Raw genomic sequence first — 22,174 nt, 5'->3', positions numbered from 1 at the left:
ATTACCGATTGATAAACGGAAATAGTCCTAAAATCCGTTTGTCGGTAAACACCGCCGTATTTTTACATTAATTTTACCAACGTTACCGTCTTGTCTTGCAGCCAGGCAGCGGGCACAGCCCAACCCATGAAGAAACATATTGTAGTAACCGCTTCCGCTTTGTTGCTTGGCGGGGCTTTGTTTAGTTCAGCATCACTTGCCAGCTCTTCGGAGCCCATGCTGACCGACTCGGTCGGTGTCGAAAAAAAGGACGGTAAACGCTTCATTCTCCACCGTGTTGACGAAGGCCAGACGCTGTTTGCAATTGCCCGTCGGTACGGGCGATCGGTAGCTGAAATCAAGGCGGCTAACCCGGACATGACCGATGCCGTCCGCTACGATCAGCTCGTCCGGATTCCGCTCCCCGACGGCGCCCTTAGCCGAAAGCAGGAAAAAGCAATCGACAAGGCCATCAAAAAAGAAGAGAAAGAACAGAAACGGGTAGCAAAAGCCGAGCCAGACGTTAATAAAGACGCTAAGCGCACCGACGACCCGGCCCGCTCGGGAATTCACGTGGTAGAGCCCGGTCAGACCCTCTACAGCCTGGCCGTTCGCTATGGCGTGTCGCAGGACGACCTGCGCCGTTGGAACAGCCTCAGTGCCAATAACGTACTAATCGGACAGGCGCTGATCGTGTCAGAGAAGGCCTATCAGGCTCGTAATCCAGCCGGTCCTGTTCCGACCGTAGCCGTCAAAACGCCCGACACGCCGGCCCGGACGCCCGCGCGTACCGCCGATACCCGCAAGCCAGAACCCGCCCGTACCGATCCCCCCAGAAACGATTCGCCCAAAGAGGATAAACAACGGACCGAGCACGCCCCCCCGGTAGCCCGTACCGAACGTACTACTCCAACCCCCGCAGCCGAACCACGCCGGACTGATACCCCGCCTACGCCAGCTGCCAAACCCGCCGAAGCCGAGGTTGAACTGCCCCGCCCGGGCAACGACGCGCCCATGCCTACCCGGGGCCGTCGTCTGTCAGACAGTGGCGTTGCCGAAATTATTGAAGGCGACGGATCGGGCAAGTACCTGGCCCTTCACCGAACAGCCCCGATCGGCACGCTGGTCCAGGTACGCAACCTGTTCAACAACCAGAGTTTGTGGGTTAAAGTGATTGGCAGGCTGCCCGACACCGGCGTCAACGACAAAATTCTGATAAAGCTCTCGGCGCAGGCCTTCGCGAAACTTTCGCCGGAGGACCGACGTTTTCGGGCTGAGGTGAGTTATATTGTTCGGTAGATACCGAGTTATGGAAAAAGAAACCAAAGAGGAACGAATTGCCCGGCGCCATCGGGAACGCGATGAGCAGATGAAGGGAACCGTAGGCTATCAGACCTTCAACGTGATGTTCGTCATGGCTTATCCGTTCATTGCCGTATTTACGTTTGTGATGTCTACGCTGCTGGCCTTGTTCTCGGGGGTTTCGCGGGCTATGGCGTGGGTGGTGAGCGGGGGAAAAAGCCGATGACCCGTATAACGCAGGCCTCGACATCCGCTGATTCAGCTTTGTTGAAAGATTTTTTAGATGCGAAGGCCGATCAGTACAATCGGCCTTCGTTCATTGAACGCGACCCAATCAGCATTCCACACCGGTTTTCGCGTCGGCAGGACATTGAAATTATGGGGTTCTGGGCGGCCGTTCTGGCCTGGGGGCAGCGACCGGTCATCCTGAAAAAAGCCAATGAGTTGATCGACCTCATGGACGGTTCGCCCTATGACTTTGTCCGTTCCCATCAGGAGAGTGATCTTACCCGGTTTCTGGCGTTTAAACACCGTACCTTCAACGCAACCGACGCGCTTTACTTCCTGCACTTTTTCCGGACCTATTACCAGGAAAACGACTCGCTGGAAGATGCCTTTGTGACCGACTCCACCTCAACGACCGGCAACACGGTCGAGTCGGCGCTGGTTGCCTTTCACGACCGGTTCTGCTGCGATCCGTTCTTTCCTGACCGGACCCGTAAACACATTGCGACGCCCGCCCGCAACTCCTCCTGCAAACGGCTGCTGATGTTTCTGCGCTGGATGGTCAGACGGGATGACCGGGGTGTAGATTTTGGCCTCTGGACGCGGTTGAGGCCGGAGCAGCTGGTGATGCCGATCGATGTCCACGTAAACCGGGTAGCCCGGTCGTTAGGCCTGCTTAACCGACCCCAGACCGACTGGAAAGCGGCCATCGAATTAACCGATGCGCTTCGCCAGTTCGACCCAGCCGATCCTGTCCGTTATGATTTCGCGTTGTTCGGCCTGGGCGTCGAAGGCGAAATGTAATTCATCTTCGACACACCTCCCAGCAATGTACGGCCTTCGGTAGGTTATCGGATCAGCTTCGGTCATGCCCGGCACATAATTCCAATCCGGCTGGATGGTTCAAACCGCCTGGCGACTCAGAGCTTCACCGACCGAAGCCGCAGGCTATTTGTCACGACCGACACCGAGCTGAGGGCCATGGCTCCTCCCGCAATCATTGGACTCAGCAGGAATCCGAACGACGGATAAAGTACCCCGGCTGCGATCGGGATACCGATCAGGTTGTAGATAAAGGCCCAAAACAGGTTCTGCCGAATGGTCTGTACCGTTTTTTTCGACAGCCGAAGCGCCTTCGGAACGCTGTTCAGATCGGAGGTGATGAGCGTCATCCGAGCCACGTCCATCGCAATGTCAGACCCTTTGCCCATGGCGATGCTCACATCGGCCCGGGCCAGGGCCTCGGAGTCGTTGATCCCATCGCCAACCATCGCTACAACACAGCCCTGCTTCTGTAAGTCCGTGATAAAAGCGGCTTTCTCCGCGGGCAGAACCCCGGCTTTGTAGCTACGTAGACCTACCTGACGGGCAACAGCCCCGGCCGTATAGCTGGTGTCGCCCGTGAGCATATACACGGCTATACCCCGCTGTTGAAGCGTTTCGATAGCCTGCTTCGACGTTGCCTTAATGGGATCGGCAATGGCGATGATGGCCAGGAGCTGGCAACTGGCGGCACTTGTTCGCCCGAAGAAGACGACCGTTTTAGCCTGCGCCTGTAGCTGTTCAGCCTGCTGTTGCTGATCGTCATGAAGGTCAATACCGTACTCAGCCAGCAGGTTCTGGTTACCAATCAGGTAAGTGGCATCGTCATACTGACTGATCACACCTTTTCCGGTTATGCTGTTGAAGCTACCAGCCGGAGTGGACACTACAGCCGGGGTTTTCAGGTATTCGGTAACGGCCGTTGCCAGCGGATGTTCTGACTGCGACTCCAGCTGATACAAAATCCTTTCTTCGCGTTGTTGATCCGCATCAGGCGCCAGCCAGACCAGGTCAGTTACCAGCGGTTTCCCTTCTGTAATTGTACCCGTCTTGTCGAGCACGACCGCGTTGACCCGACGACCCATTTCGAGGCTACCGGCATCTTTGATGAGAATATTGTTCTCGGCTCCCTTCCCAACACCAACCATAATAGCCGTAGGAGTGGCCAGACCCAGTGCGCATGGACAGGCGATGACCAGTACCGTTACGGCGGTCAGCAGCGCCGTTGTGAACGAATCGCCGGTGGGGGCTACCGTATCACCCAGGGTCAACCAGAACACAAAGGTCAGTACCGAAATGGCGATGACAATCGGTACAAAAATGCCCGCAATTCGGTCGACCAGCTGCTGAACGGGCGCTTTACTACCCTGCGCATCCTGCACCGCCCGGATAATCTGGGCCAGCACCGTATCAGCCCCTACTTTTTCGGCGCAGAACCGAAAACTGCCTTTCTGATTGATGGTTCCGGCGAAGACCCTGGCCCCTACCCGTTTTTCAACCGGTATTGGCTCTCCCGAAATCATACTCTCGTCGACGAACGACCCGCCCGACTCGACCTGCCCATCGACCGGAATGCGCTCACCCGGCCGCACAATGAGTACATGCCCGACCCGCACCTGCGCAATCGGTAGTTCATAGTCACCCGTTTCGTCGGCTACCAGAACGGTTTTTGGTTGCAGGCCCATTAGTTTCCGGATGGCCGACGAGGTACTCGACTTAGCCCGCTCTTCGAGTAACTTACCCAGCAGAATAAAGACGATAACCACAGCAGCGGCTTCGAAGTACACGTGCGGATGCAGGCCGCGCCGGTGCCAGAAATCGGGGTAGAGTGTATTGAAAGCGCTGAACACAAACGCAATACCGGTGCTCAGCGCTACCAGTGTATCCATATTGGCTTTGCCATGACGGGCCTGGCGCCAGGCATTGACGAAGAACGACCGGCCAAAGCCAAAGACAACCGGCGCCGACAACGCCATCATGATATAATTACCCCAGGCCCAGTCCATGAAAAGCATACCAATGATCACGACGGGAGCCGCCAGCGCTGAAGCCCAGATAGTACGCTCTTTGAGTGCCTGATAGTGTTTCTGCTGCGCTTCATCCTGGACCTGCTGGGCGCTTTCGGGGTCTTCGGCGTCGATAACGATATCGTAGCCCACAGCCCGGACAGCCGTTTGCAGGCCGTCGGGGGTAACGACCTGCGGGTCGAACTCTACCCAGGCATTCTGGTTGGCATAGTTCACCCCGGCATCACGTACGCCCGCCGTATGTTTCAGCGTCGACTCAACGCTAACCGCGCAGGCCGCGCAGCTCATCTCCAGCACCGGAAACGTTTTCCGAACTGATGCTGCTGACCGGGCCGATGGAGCTGGACGTACATTCATAACTTGGGGGTTGAAGTTACCGCGACAGCGGTCGGGGGTGATCAGGCTAGCGGCTCCGCTTTGTAGCCAGCCTTCTCAATGGCCTGCGTAACGGCGGCATCACTGGTCGTTGTGTCAACGGTGAGCACCCGGTTGGGGCTTTGCAGATCGACCTGCCAGGCGTTTTCACCAACGGCCTCGTTGAGGAAAGGCGTAACCGCGGCCACGCAGTTTGCGCATTTTATATTGGTTTTGAATTGCTTCGCGTCCATGATGTTGTGGTTTGTTATCGATAAACTGACTGACACAAATTTCCGCTTTTGCGGACTCGTTCCTGTACAGAATTTACGCCCACCCGTGCAGCTTTCCGGTGCCGCTGTTTATACAACCCAAGTCAGTCCGCCCTTAGTTCATGCGGAGATGCCCCGGGTTCTGAGCCGTTATGGTCAACAACGTAAGTGATCGACAGGCAGGTTTTCTGATCATTATTCCTCTCACCGGCTGGCCGGACTCGTCATTATCAATCTCTATAGAAGTCACTTAATCTACAGAGACCATTTATTTCATCGCTTTTGTGCTCATTCGCAAAAGATAGTTGCTTACTTTTGGCGAGATTGGTGTATAGAATGGAACAGGTATCAAAAGCAACCGAATGGGGGTGGGAGCTCAACAGTCAAACCAGCTGGTGGGACTGGAAAGTAAAGGAGCTTTGGGAGTATCGTAATCTTTGGCTTCGTCTGATTCGAAAAGACTTTCTACTCAACTATCAGCAAACCCTGCTCGGGCCCTTATGGATTCTTTTCCAGCCTATTTTGACTCTGGTCACCTACATTCTGGTATTCAATAAGCTAATCGGCATTTCAACCGGCAACGTTCCCCCCGTCTTGTTCTACCTGATTGGCATTGCCTTGTGGACCTTCTTCAGCGAGAGCTTTATTGCTATTTCCTTTACATTCATCCACTACGAGCGCATTTTTCAGAAGGTGTACTTTCCGCGGCTTATCATCCCCCTTTCCATATTGAGCGCCAACGTCATCCGTCTACTATTGCAGCTTTCGTTGTTGACGATCATAACGGTTGGGTACTGGCTACTTTATCGTAACCCGGTCATGATGAACAGCTGGATGCTGGCCCTACCTATCGCCATTCTGTTGATTGGCGTCAACGGCCTGTCAACCGGCCTGCTCTTTGCCGTACTGACGGCTCATTACCGCGATTTAACGAACGTAGCCAGCATTGGTATCCGGCTGATGATGTTTGTCACCCCGGTTATCTACCCCATGGCGGTTGTACCCGAACGATTTCGGCAGGTTGCCGCCCTGAATCCGCTATCGCCCCTCTTTGAGGTATGTCGGTTCGCTTTGTTTGGCGAAGGTACCTTTACCCCCACTCAACTGGCGTATAGCCTTTTCGTTACGCTGCTTCTGTTCGTCGGCTCCATGATGCTCTTTCATAAGCGGGTCGATAAACTAATGGATGTCATTTAAAGCCGGGATAATGTCAGAGACAATCATACAGATAGAAAACGTTTCCAAGTACTACCGGCTAGGCACCATCGGAACCGGCTCTTTCCGACAGGATCTTCAACGCTGGTGGACAACCCGCGTTCGGCGACGGGAAGATTCGTTTTTCGGCGACAACACGCCCCTTCCGTCCTCATCGGCCATTCTGGCGCTGGATGATGTTAGCTTCGACATCAGGCAGGGGGAGGTCTGGGGCCTGGTTGGGGCCAATGGAGCCGGTAAGTCGACCTTGTTGAAAATCATATCCCGGATTACCCGGCCCAGCCAGGGAGTTATTCGCGGCAAGGGCACCATCAGCAGCCTGCTCGAAGTCGGCACCGGGTTTCATATGGAGCTGACGGGCCGTGAAAATATTTACATCAGCGGCAATATGCTCGGCATGAGCAAAGCCGACATCCAGCATAAGTTCGACGAAATCGTTGCCTTCTCGGGCATTGAGCGATTCATCGACACGCCTGCCAAGCGCTACTCGTCGGGCATGTATATGCGGCTGGCCTTTGCCGTAGCCGCTCATTTGGAACCCGACATCCTGATTGTGGACGAAGTACTGGCCGTTGGCGACGCCAGTTTTCAGAAGAAATGCCTCGGAAAGATGCAGGAAGTGGCTCAGGACAAAGGCCGTACCATTCTGTTCGTCAGCCATAACATGCAGGCTGTTAATAACCTATGTCAGAAATCGGTCTGGCTGGAACACGGACGCGTGCGCGAGCTGGGAGAGACCCGCACGGTTGTTACCAACTTTTTGGCTACCTACCAGCAAAACACGCTTCAAAAAACCTGGGATACACCCGAGAATGCGCCCGGCAATCAGCAGGTCCGCTTCAGATCCATTGAGCTAATACCAGAATCGGATGACCCCCAGCGCCTGATCAATGTAACGACGCCCCTGCGGGTTAGTTTCTCGATCTGGAACTTTGAACCGGAGACCTGGATTAACGCTTCCCTGCAGCTTTATACAAACCTGGGCGAATGCGTGTTTGAACTGCCAACGGCCAGCCTGTACTGCGCAAAAGGCGTATTGGAAGGAGCGTGCACCATTCCGGGTCATTTCCTGAATGATGGCGTTTATTACCTGTCTATCCGAATCCTGAAAGATGCCAGCTCTGTCCTGTTCGATTTCCAGCAGTGCCTGTCTTTCGAGGTTGAGGATTACCGGGAAAATACGGCGTGGTTCGGAAAATGGCCGGGGGTGATTCGGCCGACTTTTCCGTTTGCCTGGCGACAGGTGGCTACAGAAACCGCTCATTCACTCTAAATCCGGCCTGTCAGTGAATAAGCCTTTGGTTTCGATCATTATCCCCTGCTACAACCAGGGCCGATACCTACAGCAAGCGATTAACAGTGCAGCGCGCCAGACCTACACCCCGTTCGAGATTGTAGTGATCGACGATGGTTCAACCGATGAAACGAAAGCCGTTGCTTTACAGAACCCGTGGGTGCGCTACGTTTATCAGGACAATCAGGGCTTGTCGGCGGCTCGTAATACAGGCATAGACCACAGCCAGGGCGACTACCTGGTTTTTCTGGATGCAGACGACCTCCTGCTGCCGGGTGCCCTGTCGTATAACGTACAACAGCTCTTTCAACACCCGACGGCTGCCTTCGTTTCGGGGGCCCATATCGGTGTCGATGAGCAGCTGACCATTCTCTGGACAACCAAACGTGTGGTGCGGGCCAACCACTACCGCAACTTCCTGCGGATCAATTACATTGGTATGCACGCAACGGTCATGTACCGACGGTGGGTCTTTACATCGGTCCGTTTCGATACGTCGCTCAGCGCCTGTGAAGATTACGATCTGTACCTGACCATCTCCGCTGTGCACCCCGTACATCACCATACGGAAGTGATAGCCGCTTACCGCCGGCACCAGACCAATATGTCGTCTAATATACTGGTCATGCTGTCAACGGTACTCTCGGTGTTGCAGCGTCAGGAAAAAACACTCCGGACGGCGGAGGATCAGCAGGCTTACCAGGACGGGGTCAGCAACTGGCGCTCGCTCTACGGCAACCAGATGTACGTTCAGCTGATCAACTACCACGCCCTGCTCGATGATAAAATCCGAATCCGTTACGAGCAGCTGCTTCGCCAGTACCAGCCCAACCTCTTCCTTCGTTACCGACTACTTGAAAAATATATGCCCCTCAGGCCTCTCCTCAAACGTATCGCATCATCGTATCCGCTGCGCTGGGTATACAGAACCCCGTTCCTGAAAAAGTACAGCCCGCCGGTAGGATCTATTCATATTGGCGATCTGAAACGCACCAGCCCCATCAGTACTAGTTTTGGGTACGATCGGGGCGGGCCTGTTGACCGGTATTATATCGAACGTTTTCTTCAGCAGCAGGCTGCATCGATACAGGGACGGGTGCTGGAGATCGGTGACAACGAATATACCCTTCGGTTCGGCGGGAGCCAGGTCGCTGAAAGCGACGTGCTTCACGTACATGCCGATGCTCCCCAGGCCACCCTTGTTGGCGACCTCACCCATCTCCCGCAGGTACCCGATCATACCTTCGACTGCATCGTACTTACCCAGACCCTTCACCTGATCTATGACTTTAAGAGTGCCCTGCAAACCTGCTATCGTATCCTAAAACCAGGCGGAGTTCTGTTGATGACCTCACCGGGCATAAGCCCTATTGACCACGGCGAATGGAAAGAGACCTGGTACTGGTCCTTCAATGAACTGTCGCTCAGAAAAACCCTGTCAGAGCATTTCCCGATCAATGAGGTCGAGGTAGACGCCTTCGGTAATGTACTAGTTGCCACGGCTTTTCTGTATGGCCTCGGAATCAGCGAGTTGGATCAGGAGCAGCTGAACACAAGCGATCCGCACTATCCCGTCATCATTACCGCCAAAGCCCGTAAACTGTCATGACGTCACTGCCAGACTGGGTTCGCCGACTCAAACAATCAGTCAGCCCTTCCGCGCTGGTACTTATGTATCATCGGATAGCCGAAGTTGATATTGACCCCTGGGACCTGTGCGTCAGTCCAACCCATTTTGAGCAGCACCTGCAAACCCTGCAAAAGAACTACCCAATCCTGTCGGTCAACGAGCTGGCTGATCAGCTACAGACCGGACAGCTAACCAAACAGGCTATCGTTCTTACGTTTGACGACGGCTATGCAGACAATTTTACGATAGCCAGGCCGATGCTGGAGAAGTATGGCATACCGGCGTCGTTCTTCCTGACGACCCAGCCTCTTCTCGACCAGCAGAGGTTTTGGTGGGATGACCTGCAACAGATTATATGCCAGACACCCCTTCTACCTGACCGGCTTTCCTTACCGATCGCCGATGACAATCTGGAGTTTGAGTTGCTCACGGAAGCGCGGCTTACCACGGCCCTCCGAACCAGCCTCAGCACATGGAAAGCCCACCTGGCTCCCCCCTCCAGACGGGCCATGCTGTATCAGCATATCTGGGAGAAGCTAAAGCCCTTACCCCACCACCTTCAGCAACAGACACTACATGCATTGCGTTGCTGGAGCGGGGCTGAATCTATGGCAACACCTTGCCCATCTGTTATGACGGTAGCCCAGGTTCGTGAACTCAGCCAGCATTCGCTGATAGACGTAGGGGGCCATACGATTTCCCATCCCGCCCTGGCCAATCATAGCCGGGCGGTGCAGCAACACGAGGTTGCGGGCGGCAAAAGCCAGCTGGACGAACTGTGCCGGCGTTCGCTGACCTCCTTTGCCTACCCCTACGGCAACTACAACCAAACGACCCGTCAGGTAGTAGAGCAGGCGGGTTTTTCCATTGCGTTTACTACCAGGGCCGTAGCGACAACCCGCCACACCGACCGCTATCAGATTGGTCGGCTTCAGATACCGGATTGTACAGGCCCCCAGCTACAGAAACAAATAAACAAGCTGCTGTAAAGTCCGCTCACCCGGCTGGCGGCAGATCAACTACCACGCACACAGCATTATGAATAAAAAAGTACTTATTGCCGGCTGGTTTAGCTTTGAACATGGCCACCCCACAGCTGGCGATATCATGGCGCTGAACAGCACTACGGCATGGGTAGAAGAAGCAGGCTTACCCTACGACGTCGCCTTCGACCCGCCGTTCACGGGCGGTGTGAACTGGCGAACGGTTGAGCCAACCTGGTATTCACATGTTGTGTTTGTGTGCGGCCCTTTTGAACAGGGCAACTACGAAGCCGATTTCCTGAGCCGCTTTACAAACTGTCGGTTAATTGGCCTCAATTTATCGATGCTGGTTCCGCTGAATCGATGGAACCCATTCGACCTGTTGCTGGAGCGGAACAGTACAGCTACCGTACGACCCGACATCGTTTTCCTGGCCCGGGAGCCTCTCGTACCTGTTATCGGTATTTGTTTGGTAGAGCCTTATCCAGGAGCGCTGGATGCAGTAGCGAATCAGGCCATTAATCGGTTGATCAGCACGCGCCACGTGGCCGTTGTCTACATAGATACCCGGCTCGACACAAACAGCACTCATCTCCGAACACCAGCGGAGGTAGAATCGCTTATTGCGCGAGTAGATGTGCTTGTTACCACTCGGCTTCACGGAATGGTTATGGCGCTGAAAAACAACGTGCCGGTGCTGGCTATCGACCCGGAAGCGGGTGGCGCTAAAATTGTGGCGCAGGCACAGAAAATAGGCTGGCCCGTCGTGTTTCAGGCTGACGCACTGGATGACCATGAATTAAATAATGCGTTCGATTATTGTTTGACTGAACAGGCGCGCAAAAAAGCACTGGCGTGTAAACATCAGGCTATAGAAATGGCGGAGCAAATTCATGCTGAACTCGTATTGGCATTGACCCATTCAGAGAGCCTCGAAAATACGTACAGATCCAGAATAAACAATCCGGAAAATAACGCCTGGACAAAAGGCTTACTATCAAAGCAGAAAACAGAACCGTACTGGTTAAGAAAAGCAAAAGCTGATATCAAGAAAACAGCAAAAGCTGTCTTATACTGGTCGTTACCAACCCCATTTTATAACAGTATTGCCCGGACTAAAAACCCCTTCCGATAACGAAATACGTTATTTAATTCTACCGACCCACAAACTACAAAAAACAAGATTTCTGCGCCGTATAAAGGCGAACTAAAAGCCAGAATAGTGTCTAGAAAACTATTGCTTTATCAGCTTATTAACTGAATAAATCATTTTCCAGCTGACAGGATAACGAAGAAGCCCGTTACTCAAATGTCTAAACCCATTGCGAACCAGCACGCAACGCTATCACTATGCCGTGAGACCACAGTCTATCGTAAAATAGTAACCGTATATAGTTTTACACAGGCCAACTTTTACCTATGTTTGTGTTCACTAATTTCACAGAAAGGATCTAATAATACACACATTCCAAGTTTTTCCCACAAAACCAAAGTATTTATATATTGATTCTGTAAAAATATAATTCATTATGCAATAATATTCGCAATAAGCTTTCAAAAGATGATATTTTATAACTTTTTCTACAATTAAGTACTTATCAATTTTACTGTATTTATTTTCGCTGACACTTTCGAATATGATAGTCTTGTATTATTATTGCATGAATATATACTCCATTATATGAGTAGACCATTTTAGTATCTGCGACTTGCAAACTGTTGCTGCTTAGCCGTTCCACCACATACCTTGTCCACGCAAACACCAATGCTTACTCTTCATTCATCCAAAGACGCGCTCTGGCCTAAAGGGCCGGCATTTGCTCTAGGGAATAGGCTCTTTCGCCCTATTTTGAAACGTCGTTGCTTTTCCTCTCAATACCTGCATATCCGTTAACACCTGGCTCTTTTCTTCGCGATGGTCAATCATCCCTTACTTATGTCAGTTACAGTCTGCCCTGTCTAAAGCCTGAATGTATTAGCACGGCATACCCATACTTACGGGAACTCCTTTGTCTTCCTCGCGGATAAATTTTTGTTCTCTTCCTCAATCAGTTAGCTTGTGAATACCCTTCTTTCACATCGTATTCTGTTGGAGCCACCCGTAATCAGTCCTGTTTCCGACACGGAATCAAGGCCTCTCTGGTCAGTTATGATTCCCGTATACAACTGCATGTCTTATTTACAGCAGACCTTGCAGAGTGTACTGATCCAGGCTCCGGGCCCTGATCAGATGCAGATTGAAGTAATAGATGACGCCAGTACAGACGGTGACGTTGCCGGTCTGGTCGCAGCCATAGGCAAGGGACGAGTACAGTATTTCCGACAGGACAGGAATGTGGGTAGCCTTCGCAACTTCGAAACCTGCCTCAACCGCTCCCGTGGCCAACGAATTCACCTCCTTCATGGCGATGATTATATACAGGGTGGCTATTACGAGGCCATGAACCGGCTGTTTGACTCCTATCCGGACATAGGGGCGGCTTTTTGTCGACAAAGTCACGTAGATGAAAAGGGCTATGTACTGGGAACAACTCCCAGCGAAGCCAATAAAGATGGCATTCTGAAAAACTGGTTGTTTCGCATTGCAGCGATGCAGCGAATTCAGTACTGCAGTATCTCCGTAAAACGTAACGTATACGAACACTTGGGTGGTTTTTTTGGCGTTACCTACGGCGAAGACTGGGAAATGTGGATACGAATAGCGCATAAATATTCTATTGCGTATACGCCAGCTATTTTAGCTACCTATCGACAACATCCAGCCTCTATCTCGGGTCAGTCGTTAGCAACAGGCCAGAATTTGCGGGATCTAAAATGGGTAATCGATACAGTACAACATTATTTACCTCCCGGAAGCCGCCGGCAGCTGCGAACTGCTTCTTTAAAAAACTGTGCGCATGGCAGCTTAGGTACAGCCCATTACATCTGGCGAAAAGCGCGCAACAAACAAGTGGTAGAAGCACAAATCCGGGGGTCTTTATCGCTCCATAGGGACATTATTTTGTACGCAAAAATTGTATTTCTTTATAGCAGAATGCTATTAAATAGTTGATGAAAGACGGTGTATCTATTATTGTCTGTACGTACAACGGAGCAAGCCGTTTGGCGCCAACTTTGCTTCATATTGCCAAACAAAAAACACCTGATACATTAAAGTGGGAAGTAATATTAATCGATAATAAATCAACAGATAATTCGGCATCCATTGCCAAGGAGCTATGGAATTCATACGATTGTGATGTCGATTTCCGCATCGTTCATCAACCAATACAGGGCCTGAGCTTTGCGCGTGATATGGGGTTTCAGGAAGCGCGCTATGAATACATACTCATGTGCGATGATGACAACTGGCTCAACGACGATTACGTTGAAACAGCCTACTCCATCATGAACAGCTACCCTACTGTTGGCATTCTGGGCGGCCACGGAAACCTGGTTTACGAAACGTCGCCACCAGACTGGGTTACCAATTACCCCATACATGCTTCGGGGAGCCAGGTGTATAAATTTAACCTGGTGAGGTCTTACGGCATCTACGGAGCGGGGTGCGTATTACGAAAATCAGCCTATCAAACACTCAAAGAGTCAGGGTTCGAGTTCACACTAACCGACCGGCTGGGGTCTGAGCTGAGCAGTGGAGGTGATATTGAACTGTGTTATGCCATCGCGCTGGCCGGTTATGCCGTTTATTATGACCACCGACTTCAGTTCCAGCACTTTATCCCCTACAAACGAACTACCTGGGAGTATTGTATCAAATACGTTAATGATTCTTCCCTTTCGCACATTGTACTGGAACCATTCAAGATTCTGCTCATCATAAAAACACAAAGCCTGGCTACGTTCAGACTCGTTTTGCTCATCAACTTTATCCTACGTGTTTTGCACCTTGCCTTTTACCTGACTAAAAGAATGGCGTTGAGATGTGTAGGAGTTGACACAAAAATTATCGATTTGAAGGTTGCCACCCTGAAAGCTAAACTATCTACCTACAAACACCATTCGGTGATGGTTAGCAACTTTCGTAAACTGGCGGCCATTCAGCAACAGTTCAGCCTGAACAGGTAACTTTGAGCAGCTGGCTAATAGCTTTTTATTCGCTCCGCAGACTTCTGACCGGGTTCAGCAGGGCCGCTTTGACGCTCTGGAAACTAACCGTCAGCAAGGCGATGCCTATCGACAGAACGGCCGCCAGCGCAAAAACCCACCAATGAAGAACGGTGTGGTAGGCAAACCCGCTCAGCCATTGGCTCATTGCCCAGCCCGCTATAGGCGATGCAATCAGGATGGCAATCCCAACCAGCTTCAGAAAATCCTGCGACAACAATGCCACCAGACTGGAGACCGAAGCACCCAGCACTTTCCGGATGCCAATCTCTTTGGTCCGCTGCTCAGCCATAAACATCGACAGACCAAACAAACCCATACACGAAATCAGGATAGCCACCCCGGCAAACACGCTGAACAGCAGTTGCTGGGTTTGCTCGCGGGCGTACAGACGGTCAAAGCGCTCGTCGAGAAACTGGTAATCGAAAGGGCGCTCGGGGAAGAACTGTTTCCAGACCGCTTCGACCCGGGCTACGGCTGTTGGCATGTGCCCGGTGAGGGGCACCGATATCCAGTTCAGATTACTGCGGGTCATAATCATGGCAATGGCCGATACGTTCTGGTGCAGCGATTCGAAGTGGTAATCCTCCGTCACGCCGATGATCTGCCCCTGGCTGGGGCCGTACCGGAACGATTTGCCGATAGCCTGGTCGGGTGTCCAGCCCATCAGCCGAACGGCCGTTTCGTTCAGAATCACCATGGCCGTATCGGTTGGGAACGAGCGGGAGAAATTACGCCCGGCGGCCATACCGATCCGATACGCCGGGATAAAGTCGTAATCGACCCGCAGCGAACGCAGGTTGATCGTCACCGGAGCCAGGGTATCCCCTTTTTCATACGAGGCATCGTAGGAGTCGAGCAGACGCCCCGACGGAATCCGCGACGACCGCCCGATTTCACCCACTACACCGGCCCGCTTCAGCTCCTGTTTCAACGTCTCATAACTCGTCGTCGAATCGCCGATGTCGGGCAGGAGAAGCATCTGGTCTTTCTGATAACCCAGCCGGTAGGTCTGTATGTAGTTCATCTGGTTGTAGACCACGGCCGTGCAGATAATAAGCGCCACAGCAATAGCAAACTGCGTCACTACCAGGGTTTGCCGTAACCGGCCCGTCCGAATGGCTGACGTGACCTGCCCTTTCAGCACCCCCAGCGGCCGGAATGAAGTCAGAAAAAAGGCCGGATAACTGCCGGCTACCAGGCCCGTCAGTATGGTGATACCAAGCAGTATACTCACGAACACCGGGTCGACAAGCTGCCTGACCGACAGTTGCTTGTGGGTAAAATCGTTCAGCACGGGCAGGCCGATCAGCACCAGAACCAGCGCGATACCCAGCGCAAACACGACAACCAGTATCGACTCACTCAGAAACTGGGCAATAAGCTGGGTACGCAACGCCCCTACCACCTTGCGCATGCCCACTTCACGAGCCCGACTGGCCGAACGGGCCGTTGCCAGGTTCATATAGTTGATGCAGGCGATGAGCAGAATAAACAACCCGATGGCCGAAAACAGGTAGATATACCGAATGTCGCCGGTGGGTTCAACTTCGGAATCGGTATGTGAATACAGGTGAATATCGGTAATCGGCTGTAGCGTCAGCACCGACCATTTCGAGGGCTTAATGCCCCCCTCCTGCGGCACGTGTTTGTCCTGAAAAGCGCCCATGGCTGCCTGCATCCGCTGAGGGTCGGCCCCCTCCCGAAGCAGGGCGTAGGTATTGAACGCATTATTACTCCAGTTGGTCCGCAGCCCGTCGGCCCCATATACCCGCGGGTCGTTCAGCGTAGAAAAGGAAATCAGAAAGCTCGGATGAAAATGGGCCTGGTTGGGCAGGGGTTCAAACACACCCGTCACGGTCAGATCGTACTGGTTGTCGAGCCGCACCGTTTTACCAATGGGGTTCTCCGTACCAAAGTACTTCGCTGCCATAGGCCGGGAAAACATAATCGAAAACGGGTTAGCCAGCGCCTGATCCGGATTACCGCTCAGCAGCTGAAAGCTCAGCACCCTGAACAGGTTACCCTCGGCGAAAAAAAGGTCCTGCTCGTTGAACGAATGCTCACCGTATCGGACGAGGCCGTTGTTTTCGAGTGTCCGCACCGCCTGCTCCACCTCTGGAAAATCCTGCTTCAGCAACGGCCCGAAGGGCGGGGCCAGCTGAGCTAGCTTAAGCGTGGGTATTCCTTCCGAAGACAGGAACGTACGCGAGATCCGATACACCCGGTCGGCCCGGGCGTTGTAGCGATCATAGCTCAGCTCATCGCGAACGTAGAGGGCGATCAGCAGAAAGCAGGCCAGCCCAATAGCCACCCCGGCAATGTTGATGAAACTGAACCCCTTATGCTTCGACAGGTTGCGAAAAGCAATCTTGATGTAATTGCGTATCATAGATTAATGACGGCTAAACGGTTTACCTCATTACGATCCTGTCAGCAGCTGACGCTGAATAGCCATATCTCCCTTTCGCATGAAGGCAATCGGCACAAACGTATCCGTAGGAGCGCCGATGTAGTAGAGCGACCAGTCCTGATCATACTGCGAAATCATCTGGCGCAGACACTCGACCCGATCAAAGGTGGGAACGGTACAGTCGCCCCAGTAGAAAAGCTCGACGCGATAGTGCAGTTCGTGCTTCTTGCCGTTAATTGTTACGTCGATCTCAATGTCTTGTTTGCCGGGGGTTGAGGGAATAGGAATAGCGATATGTGCCATAGATACAGACGAGTTGGCAACAGAATATGTCTATCAGTATAAGCTACTCGTCAGCCACGGGGCCAACAAGCCTGTAATCCCCAAACAGCGTACCACATTTGCAAATCACTGATTATCAAACATATAAATCAGATCAAAAGCCAGTAGTGTCCGTTAACGGACGCGGGCCGTTCAGTTACGGACATGGCTGGCCGGCCACACGTAAGATTGTGACAATCAGTGGGTGGTGTGTTGCGTTAGCATACGTTTTTACTAAAATGTCGAACAATCTGGGTACGTTCAGATTTATTAATCTGTACAGACTGTCCCTCATTCTATGCCGTTCCTGATTACGCAAGAACCATTTGGTCCACTGGCGACCGACTCCCAGCCGCTCACTGAATATCTGCTGGAACATACCGAAACCGGTGAATTTGTTTCGATCATCCCGGCCTATGGAGGGATTCTTCGGCGTCTTGTGCTCCGGAAGGGAAATGATTTGTATGCCCTGTTGAAAGGTCCCGAATCACCACAGGCGCTCCTGGCCGATGAGACTTATGCCAGTGCGTTCCTGTTTCCGTTTGCCAGCCGCATCCGACACGGTATCTACTCGTTTGAGGGGCAGGACTACGCCCTGAAAATGAACGAGGTTAGCCGCGACAATGCGCTGCACGGCTTTGTACACGGCCGCGAGTTCACGGTTGTCGACCAGGACACCAGCCCGACTCATGCCCAGCTGACCATCCGTTATACCTATGAAGGCGACACGGTTGGCTACCCGTTTCCGTTTACCATGACGGTCACGTATGAGCTGGTTCAGGGCGATCAGCTCCGGCTTGGCAGTAACTATACTCAGGACCGGATGTGTGCGCTGCGGGTCAGCTACGAGATTATCAATACGGGGACTACGGCCTGTCCGGCTGCCTTTGGCTGGCACCCTTACTTCATGTTCTCCGAAGAATCGGTCGATAACATGACCTTGTCACTGCCGGCCCGTACGCCGATCGTACTCGATGGCAACATGATCCCCAACGGGCGGCTCGGCCTGCTGAACGCGGAGACTATCCCCCTGAAAGATGTTCAGCTCGATAGCCCGTTTGCCATCGAGCCAACCGGCATACCCGCCGAAGGCGGACCTTTCGCCGAAACCATGCTTACCTCCCTTCGCACGGGCGTTCGGCTGATTGTAGGTCAGCAGACCGGCCCCGGAAAACTTAATTACCTGGTCTGTTACACCCCCGGCCGACGCGACAGCGTGGCGATTGAACCCCAGACCAGCAACGTAAACGCGTTCAACAACGGAGAAGGACTTGCCGTGCTGGACCCCGGCGATGCGCTGTCGGGCTCCATGTGGGTGCGACTCGATTAATCAGCTTAGCGGCTAACTTCCTGCGCGAAACACAACCCGGTGAGCAGGCCTACTTCTCACCCGGGTGGTACGTCTTTTCGACGTGTTGCTGCACCTCTTCCGGGTAGAACCATACATCCTTGAACTGACCTTCGCAGTAAAGCGGGGCCTGGTCGGTGAAGTGGGTTTCGCCGGGGCGGCTGCTTTGGCCACCCGTAACTACGGAACGGGCTTTTACCCGCTTGCCAAACTCCACGACAGCCACAAAGCTGTTGCCTACGCTGCCGTACCGCTTTTTGGTACCGGGATAGGTACGGGCCGCAAAAGCCGCCAGCGACCCCCAGGCCGACGAGGTAAAGCCAACCGGAATGCTGGGCTTCAAATCGTCATACGATTCCTGGGTTTTACCCGTCAGGCGCTGGTAGCGGTTGATGTCGCCCCAGGGCGTTTTCCAGCTGCCAAAGTCGCGCGTGAGGTCTTTGAGTACGTCGGCCAGGGCCGTTACCTTTTCCTGGGGCGTAGTGGCTTTGATAGTGAAAGCACTCAGGCTCAGGTTATCGAACCGCTGGTCACCAGCCGCCCGGCTCCGGGCCAGCCGCTGAATTTTCTCGCCCCACAGTATAGCCAGGGTCTGACCAACCGAAGCTGTTCCGTACGATCGGTTCCAGTCTTTGAGTACCTGAACGGCATCGGCCAGATCTTTCGACTGATTTACGGCATCGCCCGAAACGCTCTGGTAGGCCGTAAACAGGGGAGGCAGGAGATCGTCGAAAGCCACCAGATGCGGGTCGTTGGCGGCCGCGATCAGTGTGTCGAGTGTATAAAGCGATTTACGACTCAGCACACGAACGGCATTGATACCCCGGTAGTTTTCGGCATCGGGGGCCATATAAGCCGGAAATTTGGTCTTGTCGGGGCTGCTGCTACCCGATACCGTGAAGGGGGTAGCGTTGCAGTTCTGAATCCAGCCGCTGGCCGGGTTACGGACCTGCACAATCTCATCGACCGAGTGCAGCCCTTTCCAGTCGGTGGCGGGATTGCTGCCATCAACGGGCTGTTCCCAGTCGAACCGGGTATCCCGGCGGGGCATAAAATTACCATGCCAGTACGCAATGGTGCCGTCGCGATCGGCGAAGATGGTATTGTTCGATGCGTTCCCGTTCAGCTTCATCACCTCTTTGTAGCTGGCATAGCCCGTTGCTTTCGTGCGCAGATACGACTGCGACAGCGCATTAAGGGGTGTATTCATCATGTTGATGGCAATCCATTTTCCATCCTTCTCCCCGGCAATGGGGCCGTGCTGGGTGAAATACATGGTGAAATCTCTGTACTGCATGCCTGTACCCGACTTGTAGGGCAGCCGCACTTGCTGCGTCCGCACCGGCTTCAGGGCATTCCCGTATTTGTAGTACAAGCCATTCCCTTTTTTCTCAATCGTTTCCAGGTATTCGTCCATCGAGTCGGCGTAGCTGGTCGTGTGCATCCAGCCGCAGTTTTCGTTGAAGCCCTGATAAATAAAGAACTGACCCCAGGTTACGGCTCCGTACGCGTTTAGCCCGGCCTGGCTGATCATGTGCACCTCCGACCGGAAATAGAACGAGGTATGCGGGTTTATCAGCAGCAGCGCATTGCCGGTGGCGCTCCGGGCGGGGGCAATGGCAAAGCCGTTCGAGCCAATGGATTCGCGTTCGTAATGATCGAAGCGGGGGTTCCAGGATGTCGACTTCCGCTGCTCGTAAAATGCTTTCAGTCGCTCGGTCGATACCACGCTGATATTGCCGCCAATACTACCTTCGCTGAACATGAGCGGCATCCAGGGTTGAAAACGGGTCAGCAGACGAGGCTTGACGTCGGGATGGGTATAGAGGTAATAGTTGGCTCCATCGGCAAACGCATCGAGTAACTGCTTCATCCAGACCGGGCTTTTTTTGTAAATAGCGATGGCCTGGGTAGTGTCCATGAACAACCGCGCCCGCAGATCGTGGTATAGCGCCGACTCCCCTTCCACTTCGGCCAGCCGACCTATTGAGGTAATGTAGTTTTCCTCGACCCGGCCAAAATCATCTTCGCACTGGGTAAACAGCAGCCCGAATACGACGTCGGCATCCGTTTTACCGTAAATATGCGGAACACCCCAGGTGTCGCGGGTAATGGTAACCTGTTTGGCGCGCTGCTGCCAGCGTGCCAGCTCGGCTTTGGTAAACGACTGGGCGTGAAGTACGGTAGAACTCAGAACGATGATCAGGCTTCCGGCGAAGCTGACCCAGGTTGATCGAAAGTAACACATCAGGTTGGTAGTAGTTAGGTATTTGGCAGCTCCAAGCTAACCGATTCCGGACAAACAGTAAAACGTACAAGTTTCTATCTACTTCGCCAGGACCGGAAACTGGCTGGGCGCCACCCGATGCTGGGTGGCCTGTTCGTAGCTGTACGTTAGCCGGATCAGAGTGGGCTCGGCAAAGATTCGGCCCAGGAACTGAATGCCGGCTGGTAAGGTACCCGTGGTGTAACCCATAGGAATGGTGAAGGCAGGCAAACCCGTTGCGGGGGCAATAAGCTGGCTATTGTCTCCTTTATAACCGGCCGCATCGCCTACCCGCGCGGGTGGGTAATTCCAGGTCGGGTAAATCAGGGCATCGAGCTGCTGGCGGTCCATCGCGGTCTCGACGGCGCTTCGGTAGGCAATCCGGAGCGGGTCGGTGAAAGCGTCACCGCAGGGAATTTCAGGATGTACCGGCCGCCCCGATCGGGTTTGCTGGGTCAGGAGCCGGTTGCGCACGAGGTCCGAGTAGCCGCCTACCCGGATGATGTCTTCCAGCGTTTTGAGCGTGTCCCGCTTAACGAAGGTCCGTAGATAGGTTTCTATATCGGTTCGGAAATCGGCGCACCACTGGTTAGCCCGCAGCGAGTCCAGATTCGGTATAGTGACGTCGACGACCTGCGCCCCTGCCTGAACGAGATCAGCTATGGCCTGCTCAAAGAGCTGTTTGATTTCCGGATCGATATTCTTGTCCACCAGCTGGCGCATCACCCCGACTCGGGCGCCCAGAAGACCATCCGCCTGCATAAACTGCGTGTAGTTGTCAGGAATTTTGCCCTGGCTGTGTTTCGTGATGGGATCGCGGGGGTCGTAGCCCGCCGTGACGGCCAGCACCTTTACGGCATCCTCAACCGTTCGGCACATCGGACCGCCTACGTCATTGCGGGTATAGAGCGGAATGATACCGTACCGGCTCACCAGCCCCAGCGACGTCCGAAACCCGACCAGTGCGTTGTGCGACGCGGGCCCGCGAATGGAATTGCCCGTATCGGAACCCAGCCCGATCATTCCCAGATTAGCCGCCACAGCAGCCGCCGTTCCTCCGCTCGACCCGGCCGGCACGTGGGCCAGGTTGTACGGATTTAGCGTTTCGCCCCCGATCGAGCTCTGCGAATGCATAGGGGTAAACGCCCACTCGGCCATGTTCGACTTGGCCAGTACAATGGCTCCGGCGTCGCGCAGTTTCTGCACTTGCCAGGCATCTTCGGTCGGCACGAATCCTTTCAGGGCTACGGAGCCGCCGGTGGTTTGCAGTCCCTTTGTGTTGAAATTATCTTTAACGACGACCGGAATACCATGCAGTGGCCGCAGCTTACCGGTTTTCCGAAATTCGGCATCCAGCGCCCGGGCGGTAGCCATCGCTTCGGGATTGGTAAGGATGATTGAATTGAGTTTGGTAGGCTGGTCGTAGGCGTCAATCCGATCCAGGTAGGCTTTTACCAACTGTTCACTCGTCAGCGAGCCCGTCCGAAACGCCCGGTGAACATCCGCAATGGTTGCTTCCGGCAGTTTAAATTCAGCTCCGGGCACTTGTTTACCCTTCCGTTGCCCCTGAGCAACCGGATTCATCAATAAGCTTACCAGAAGAGCTGGCAGGACAA

Annotated in this window: 17 protein-coding genes; 11 read left to right on the top strand and 6 right to left on the bottom strand. The window is 53.6% G+C overall.

Features of this window, described 5'->3' with window-relative positions:
• The first annotated feature begins 126 nt into the window (after positions 1 to 126).
• The 3 genes from FBR45_RS12425 to FBR45_RS12415 are packed head-to-tail and all read left to right on the top strand — an operon-like array spanning position 127 to position 2,310.
• On the top strand, positions 127 to 1,278 hold the full coding sequence (locus FBR45_RS12425) for a LysM peptidoglycan-binding domain-containing protein (protein WP_138502753.1): 1,152 nt from the start codon (positions 127 to 129) through the stop codon (positions 1,276 to 1,278).
• 10 nt (positions 1,279 to 1,288) lie between these two features.
• Positions 1,289 to 1,507 (top strand): hypothetical protein, encoded by a 219-nt coding sequence (locus FBR45_RS12420; RefSeq protein WP_129605953.1) that lies wholly within the window; start codon positions 1,289 to 1,291, stop codon positions 1,505 to 1,507.
• Complete coding sequence (locus tag FBR45_RS12415; RefSeq protein ID WP_138502751.1) at positions 1,504 to 2,310, top strand: TIGR02757 family protein; 807 nt, start codon at positions 1,504 to 1,506, stop codon at positions 2,308 to 2,310. The genes FBR45_RS12420 and FBR45_RS12415 overlap by 4 nt, the downstream gene beginning before the upstream one ends.
• A gap of 116 nt (positions 2,311 to 2,426) precedes the next feature.
• Here FBR45_RS12415 and FBR45_RS12410 read toward each other — a convergent pair whose 3' ends face one another.
• Both FBR45_RS12410 and FBR45_RS12405 read right to left on the bottom strand, forming a co-directional pair.
• Positions 2,427 to 4,712, bottom strand: coding sequence for a heavy metal translocating P-type ATPase (locus FBR45_RS12410; protein ID WP_138502749.1), 2,286 nt, complete (start codon positions 4,710 to 4,712; stop codon positions 2,427 to 2,429).
• A gap of 41 nt (positions 4,713 to 4,753) precedes the next feature.
• Complete coding sequence (locus FBR45_RS12405) at positions 4,754 to 4,963, bottom strand: heavy-metal-associated domain-containing protein (RefSeq protein WP_138502747.1); 210 nt, start codon at positions 4,961 to 4,963, stop codon at positions 4,754 to 4,756.
• 354 nt (positions 4,964 to 5,317) lie between these two features.
• Between FBR45_RS12405 and FBR45_RS12400 the strand changes: the two genes are divergently transcribed.
• From FBR45_RS12400 to FBR45_RS12370, 7 genes are all read left to right on the top strand, one after another.
• Entirely contained in the window at positions 5,318 to 6,178 is an 861-nt protein-coding gene (locus FBR45_RS12400) for an ABC transporter permease (protein WP_246082217.1), read from the top strand.
• 10 nt (positions 6,179 to 6,188) lie between these two features.
• Positions 6,189 to 7,469 carry an ABC transporter ATP-binding protein gene (locus FBR45_RS12395; RefSeq protein WP_138502744.1) on the top strand — a complete coding sequence of 427 codons (1,281 nt, stop codon included), beginning with the start codon at positions 6,189 to 6,191 and terminating at the stop codon, positions 7,467 to 7,469.
• A 13-nt stretch (positions 7,470 to 7,482) separates the two neighbouring features.
• Positions 7,483 to 9,099 carry a glycosyltransferase gene (locus tag FBR45_RS12390; RefSeq protein WP_212748625.1) on the top strand — a complete coding sequence of 539 codons (1,617 nt, stop codon included), beginning with the start codon at positions 7,483 to 7,485 and terminating at the stop codon, positions 9,097 to 9,099.
• Positions 9,096 to 10,109, top strand: coding sequence for a polysaccharide deacetylase family protein (locus FBR45_RS12385; RefSeq protein WP_138502742.1), 1,014 nt, complete (start codon positions 9,096 to 9,098; stop codon positions 10,107 to 10,109). The genes FBR45_RS12390 and FBR45_RS12385 overlap by 4 nt, the downstream gene beginning before the upstream one ends.
• A gap of 49 nt (positions 10,110 to 10,158) precedes the next feature.
• The gene (locus FBR45_RS12380; protein ID WP_138502740.1) at positions 10,159 to 11,238 is read left to right on the top strand and encodes a polysaccharide pyruvyl transferase family protein; all 1,080 of its coding nucleotides are present in this window, start codon (positions 10,159 to 10,161) and stop codon (positions 11,236 to 11,238) included.
• A 1,014-nt stretch (positions 11,239 to 12,252) separates the two neighbouring features.
• Positions 12,253 to 13,155 (top strand): glycosyltransferase family 2 protein, encoded by a 903-nt coding sequence (locus FBR45_RS12375; RefSeq protein ID WP_138502738.1) that lies wholly within the window; start codon positions 12,253 to 12,255, stop codon positions 13,153 to 13,155.
• Positions 13,155 to 14,171 carry a glycosyltransferase gene (locus FBR45_RS12370; RefSeq protein WP_138502736.1) on the top strand — a complete coding sequence of 339 codons (1,017 nt, stop codon included), beginning with the start codon at positions 13,155 to 13,157 and terminating at the stop codon, positions 14,169 to 14,171. The genes FBR45_RS12375 and FBR45_RS12370 overlap by 1 nt, the downstream gene beginning before the upstream one ends.
• Positions 14,172 to 14,196: 25 nt before the next feature.
• Here FBR45_RS12370 and FBR45_RS12365 read toward each other — a convergent pair whose 3' ends face one another.
• Together FBR45_RS12365 and FBR45_RS12360 are read right to left on the bottom strand one after the other, a co-directional pair.
• The gene (locus tag FBR45_RS12365) at positions 14,197 to 16,602 is read right to left on the bottom strand and encodes an ABC transporter permease (protein ID WP_138502735.1); all 2,406 of its coding nucleotides are present in this window, start codon (positions 16,600 to 16,602) and stop codon (positions 14,197 to 14,199) included.
• A gap of 30 nt (positions 16,603 to 16,632) precedes the next feature.
• Positions 16,633 to 16,926, bottom strand: a complete 294-nt coding sequence (locus tag FBR45_RS12360) for a hypothetical protein (protein WP_138502734.1) — start codon at positions 16,924 to 16,926, stop codon at positions 16,633 to 16,635.
• A 316-nt stretch (positions 16,927 to 17,242) separates the two neighbouring features.
• Here FBR45_RS12360 and FBR45_RS12355 point away from each other — a divergent pair, with 316 nt between their 5' ends.
• The gene (locus tag FBR45_RS12355) at positions 17,243 to 18,274 is read left to right on the top strand and encodes an aldose 1-epimerase (RefSeq protein WP_138502733.1); all 1,032 of its coding nucleotides are present in this window, start codon (positions 17,243 to 17,245) and stop codon (positions 18,272 to 18,274) included.
• A 49-nt stretch (positions 18,275 to 18,323) separates the two neighbouring features.
• On the opposite strand, the gene FBR45_RS12350 is transcribed toward FBR45_RS12355, so the two are convergent.
• Positions 18,324 to 20,540, bottom strand: coding sequence for a penicillin acylase family protein (locus FBR45_RS12350; RefSeq protein ID WP_138502731.1), 2,217 nt, complete (start codon positions 20,538 to 20,540; stop codon positions 18,324 to 18,326).
• Positions 20,541 to 20,618: 78 nt separating this feature from the next.
• The gene (locus FBR45_RS12345; RefSeq protein WP_394344374.1) at positions 20,619 to 22,142 is read right to left on the bottom strand and encodes an amidase; all 1,524 of its coding nucleotides are present in this window, start codon (positions 22,140 to 22,142) and stop codon (positions 20,619 to 20,621) included.
• Positions 22,143 to 22,174: the final 32 nt, after the last annotated feature.

It is taken from the genome of Spirosoma lacussanchae (assembly GCF_005870035.1).
GTDB lineage: Bacteria > Bacteroidota > Bacteroidia > Cytophagales > Spirosomataceae > Spirosoma > Spirosoma lacussanchae.
The sequence above is the reverse complement of the archived record's forward strand: the minus strand, read 5'-3'. Positions and strand labels throughout refer to the sequence as shown.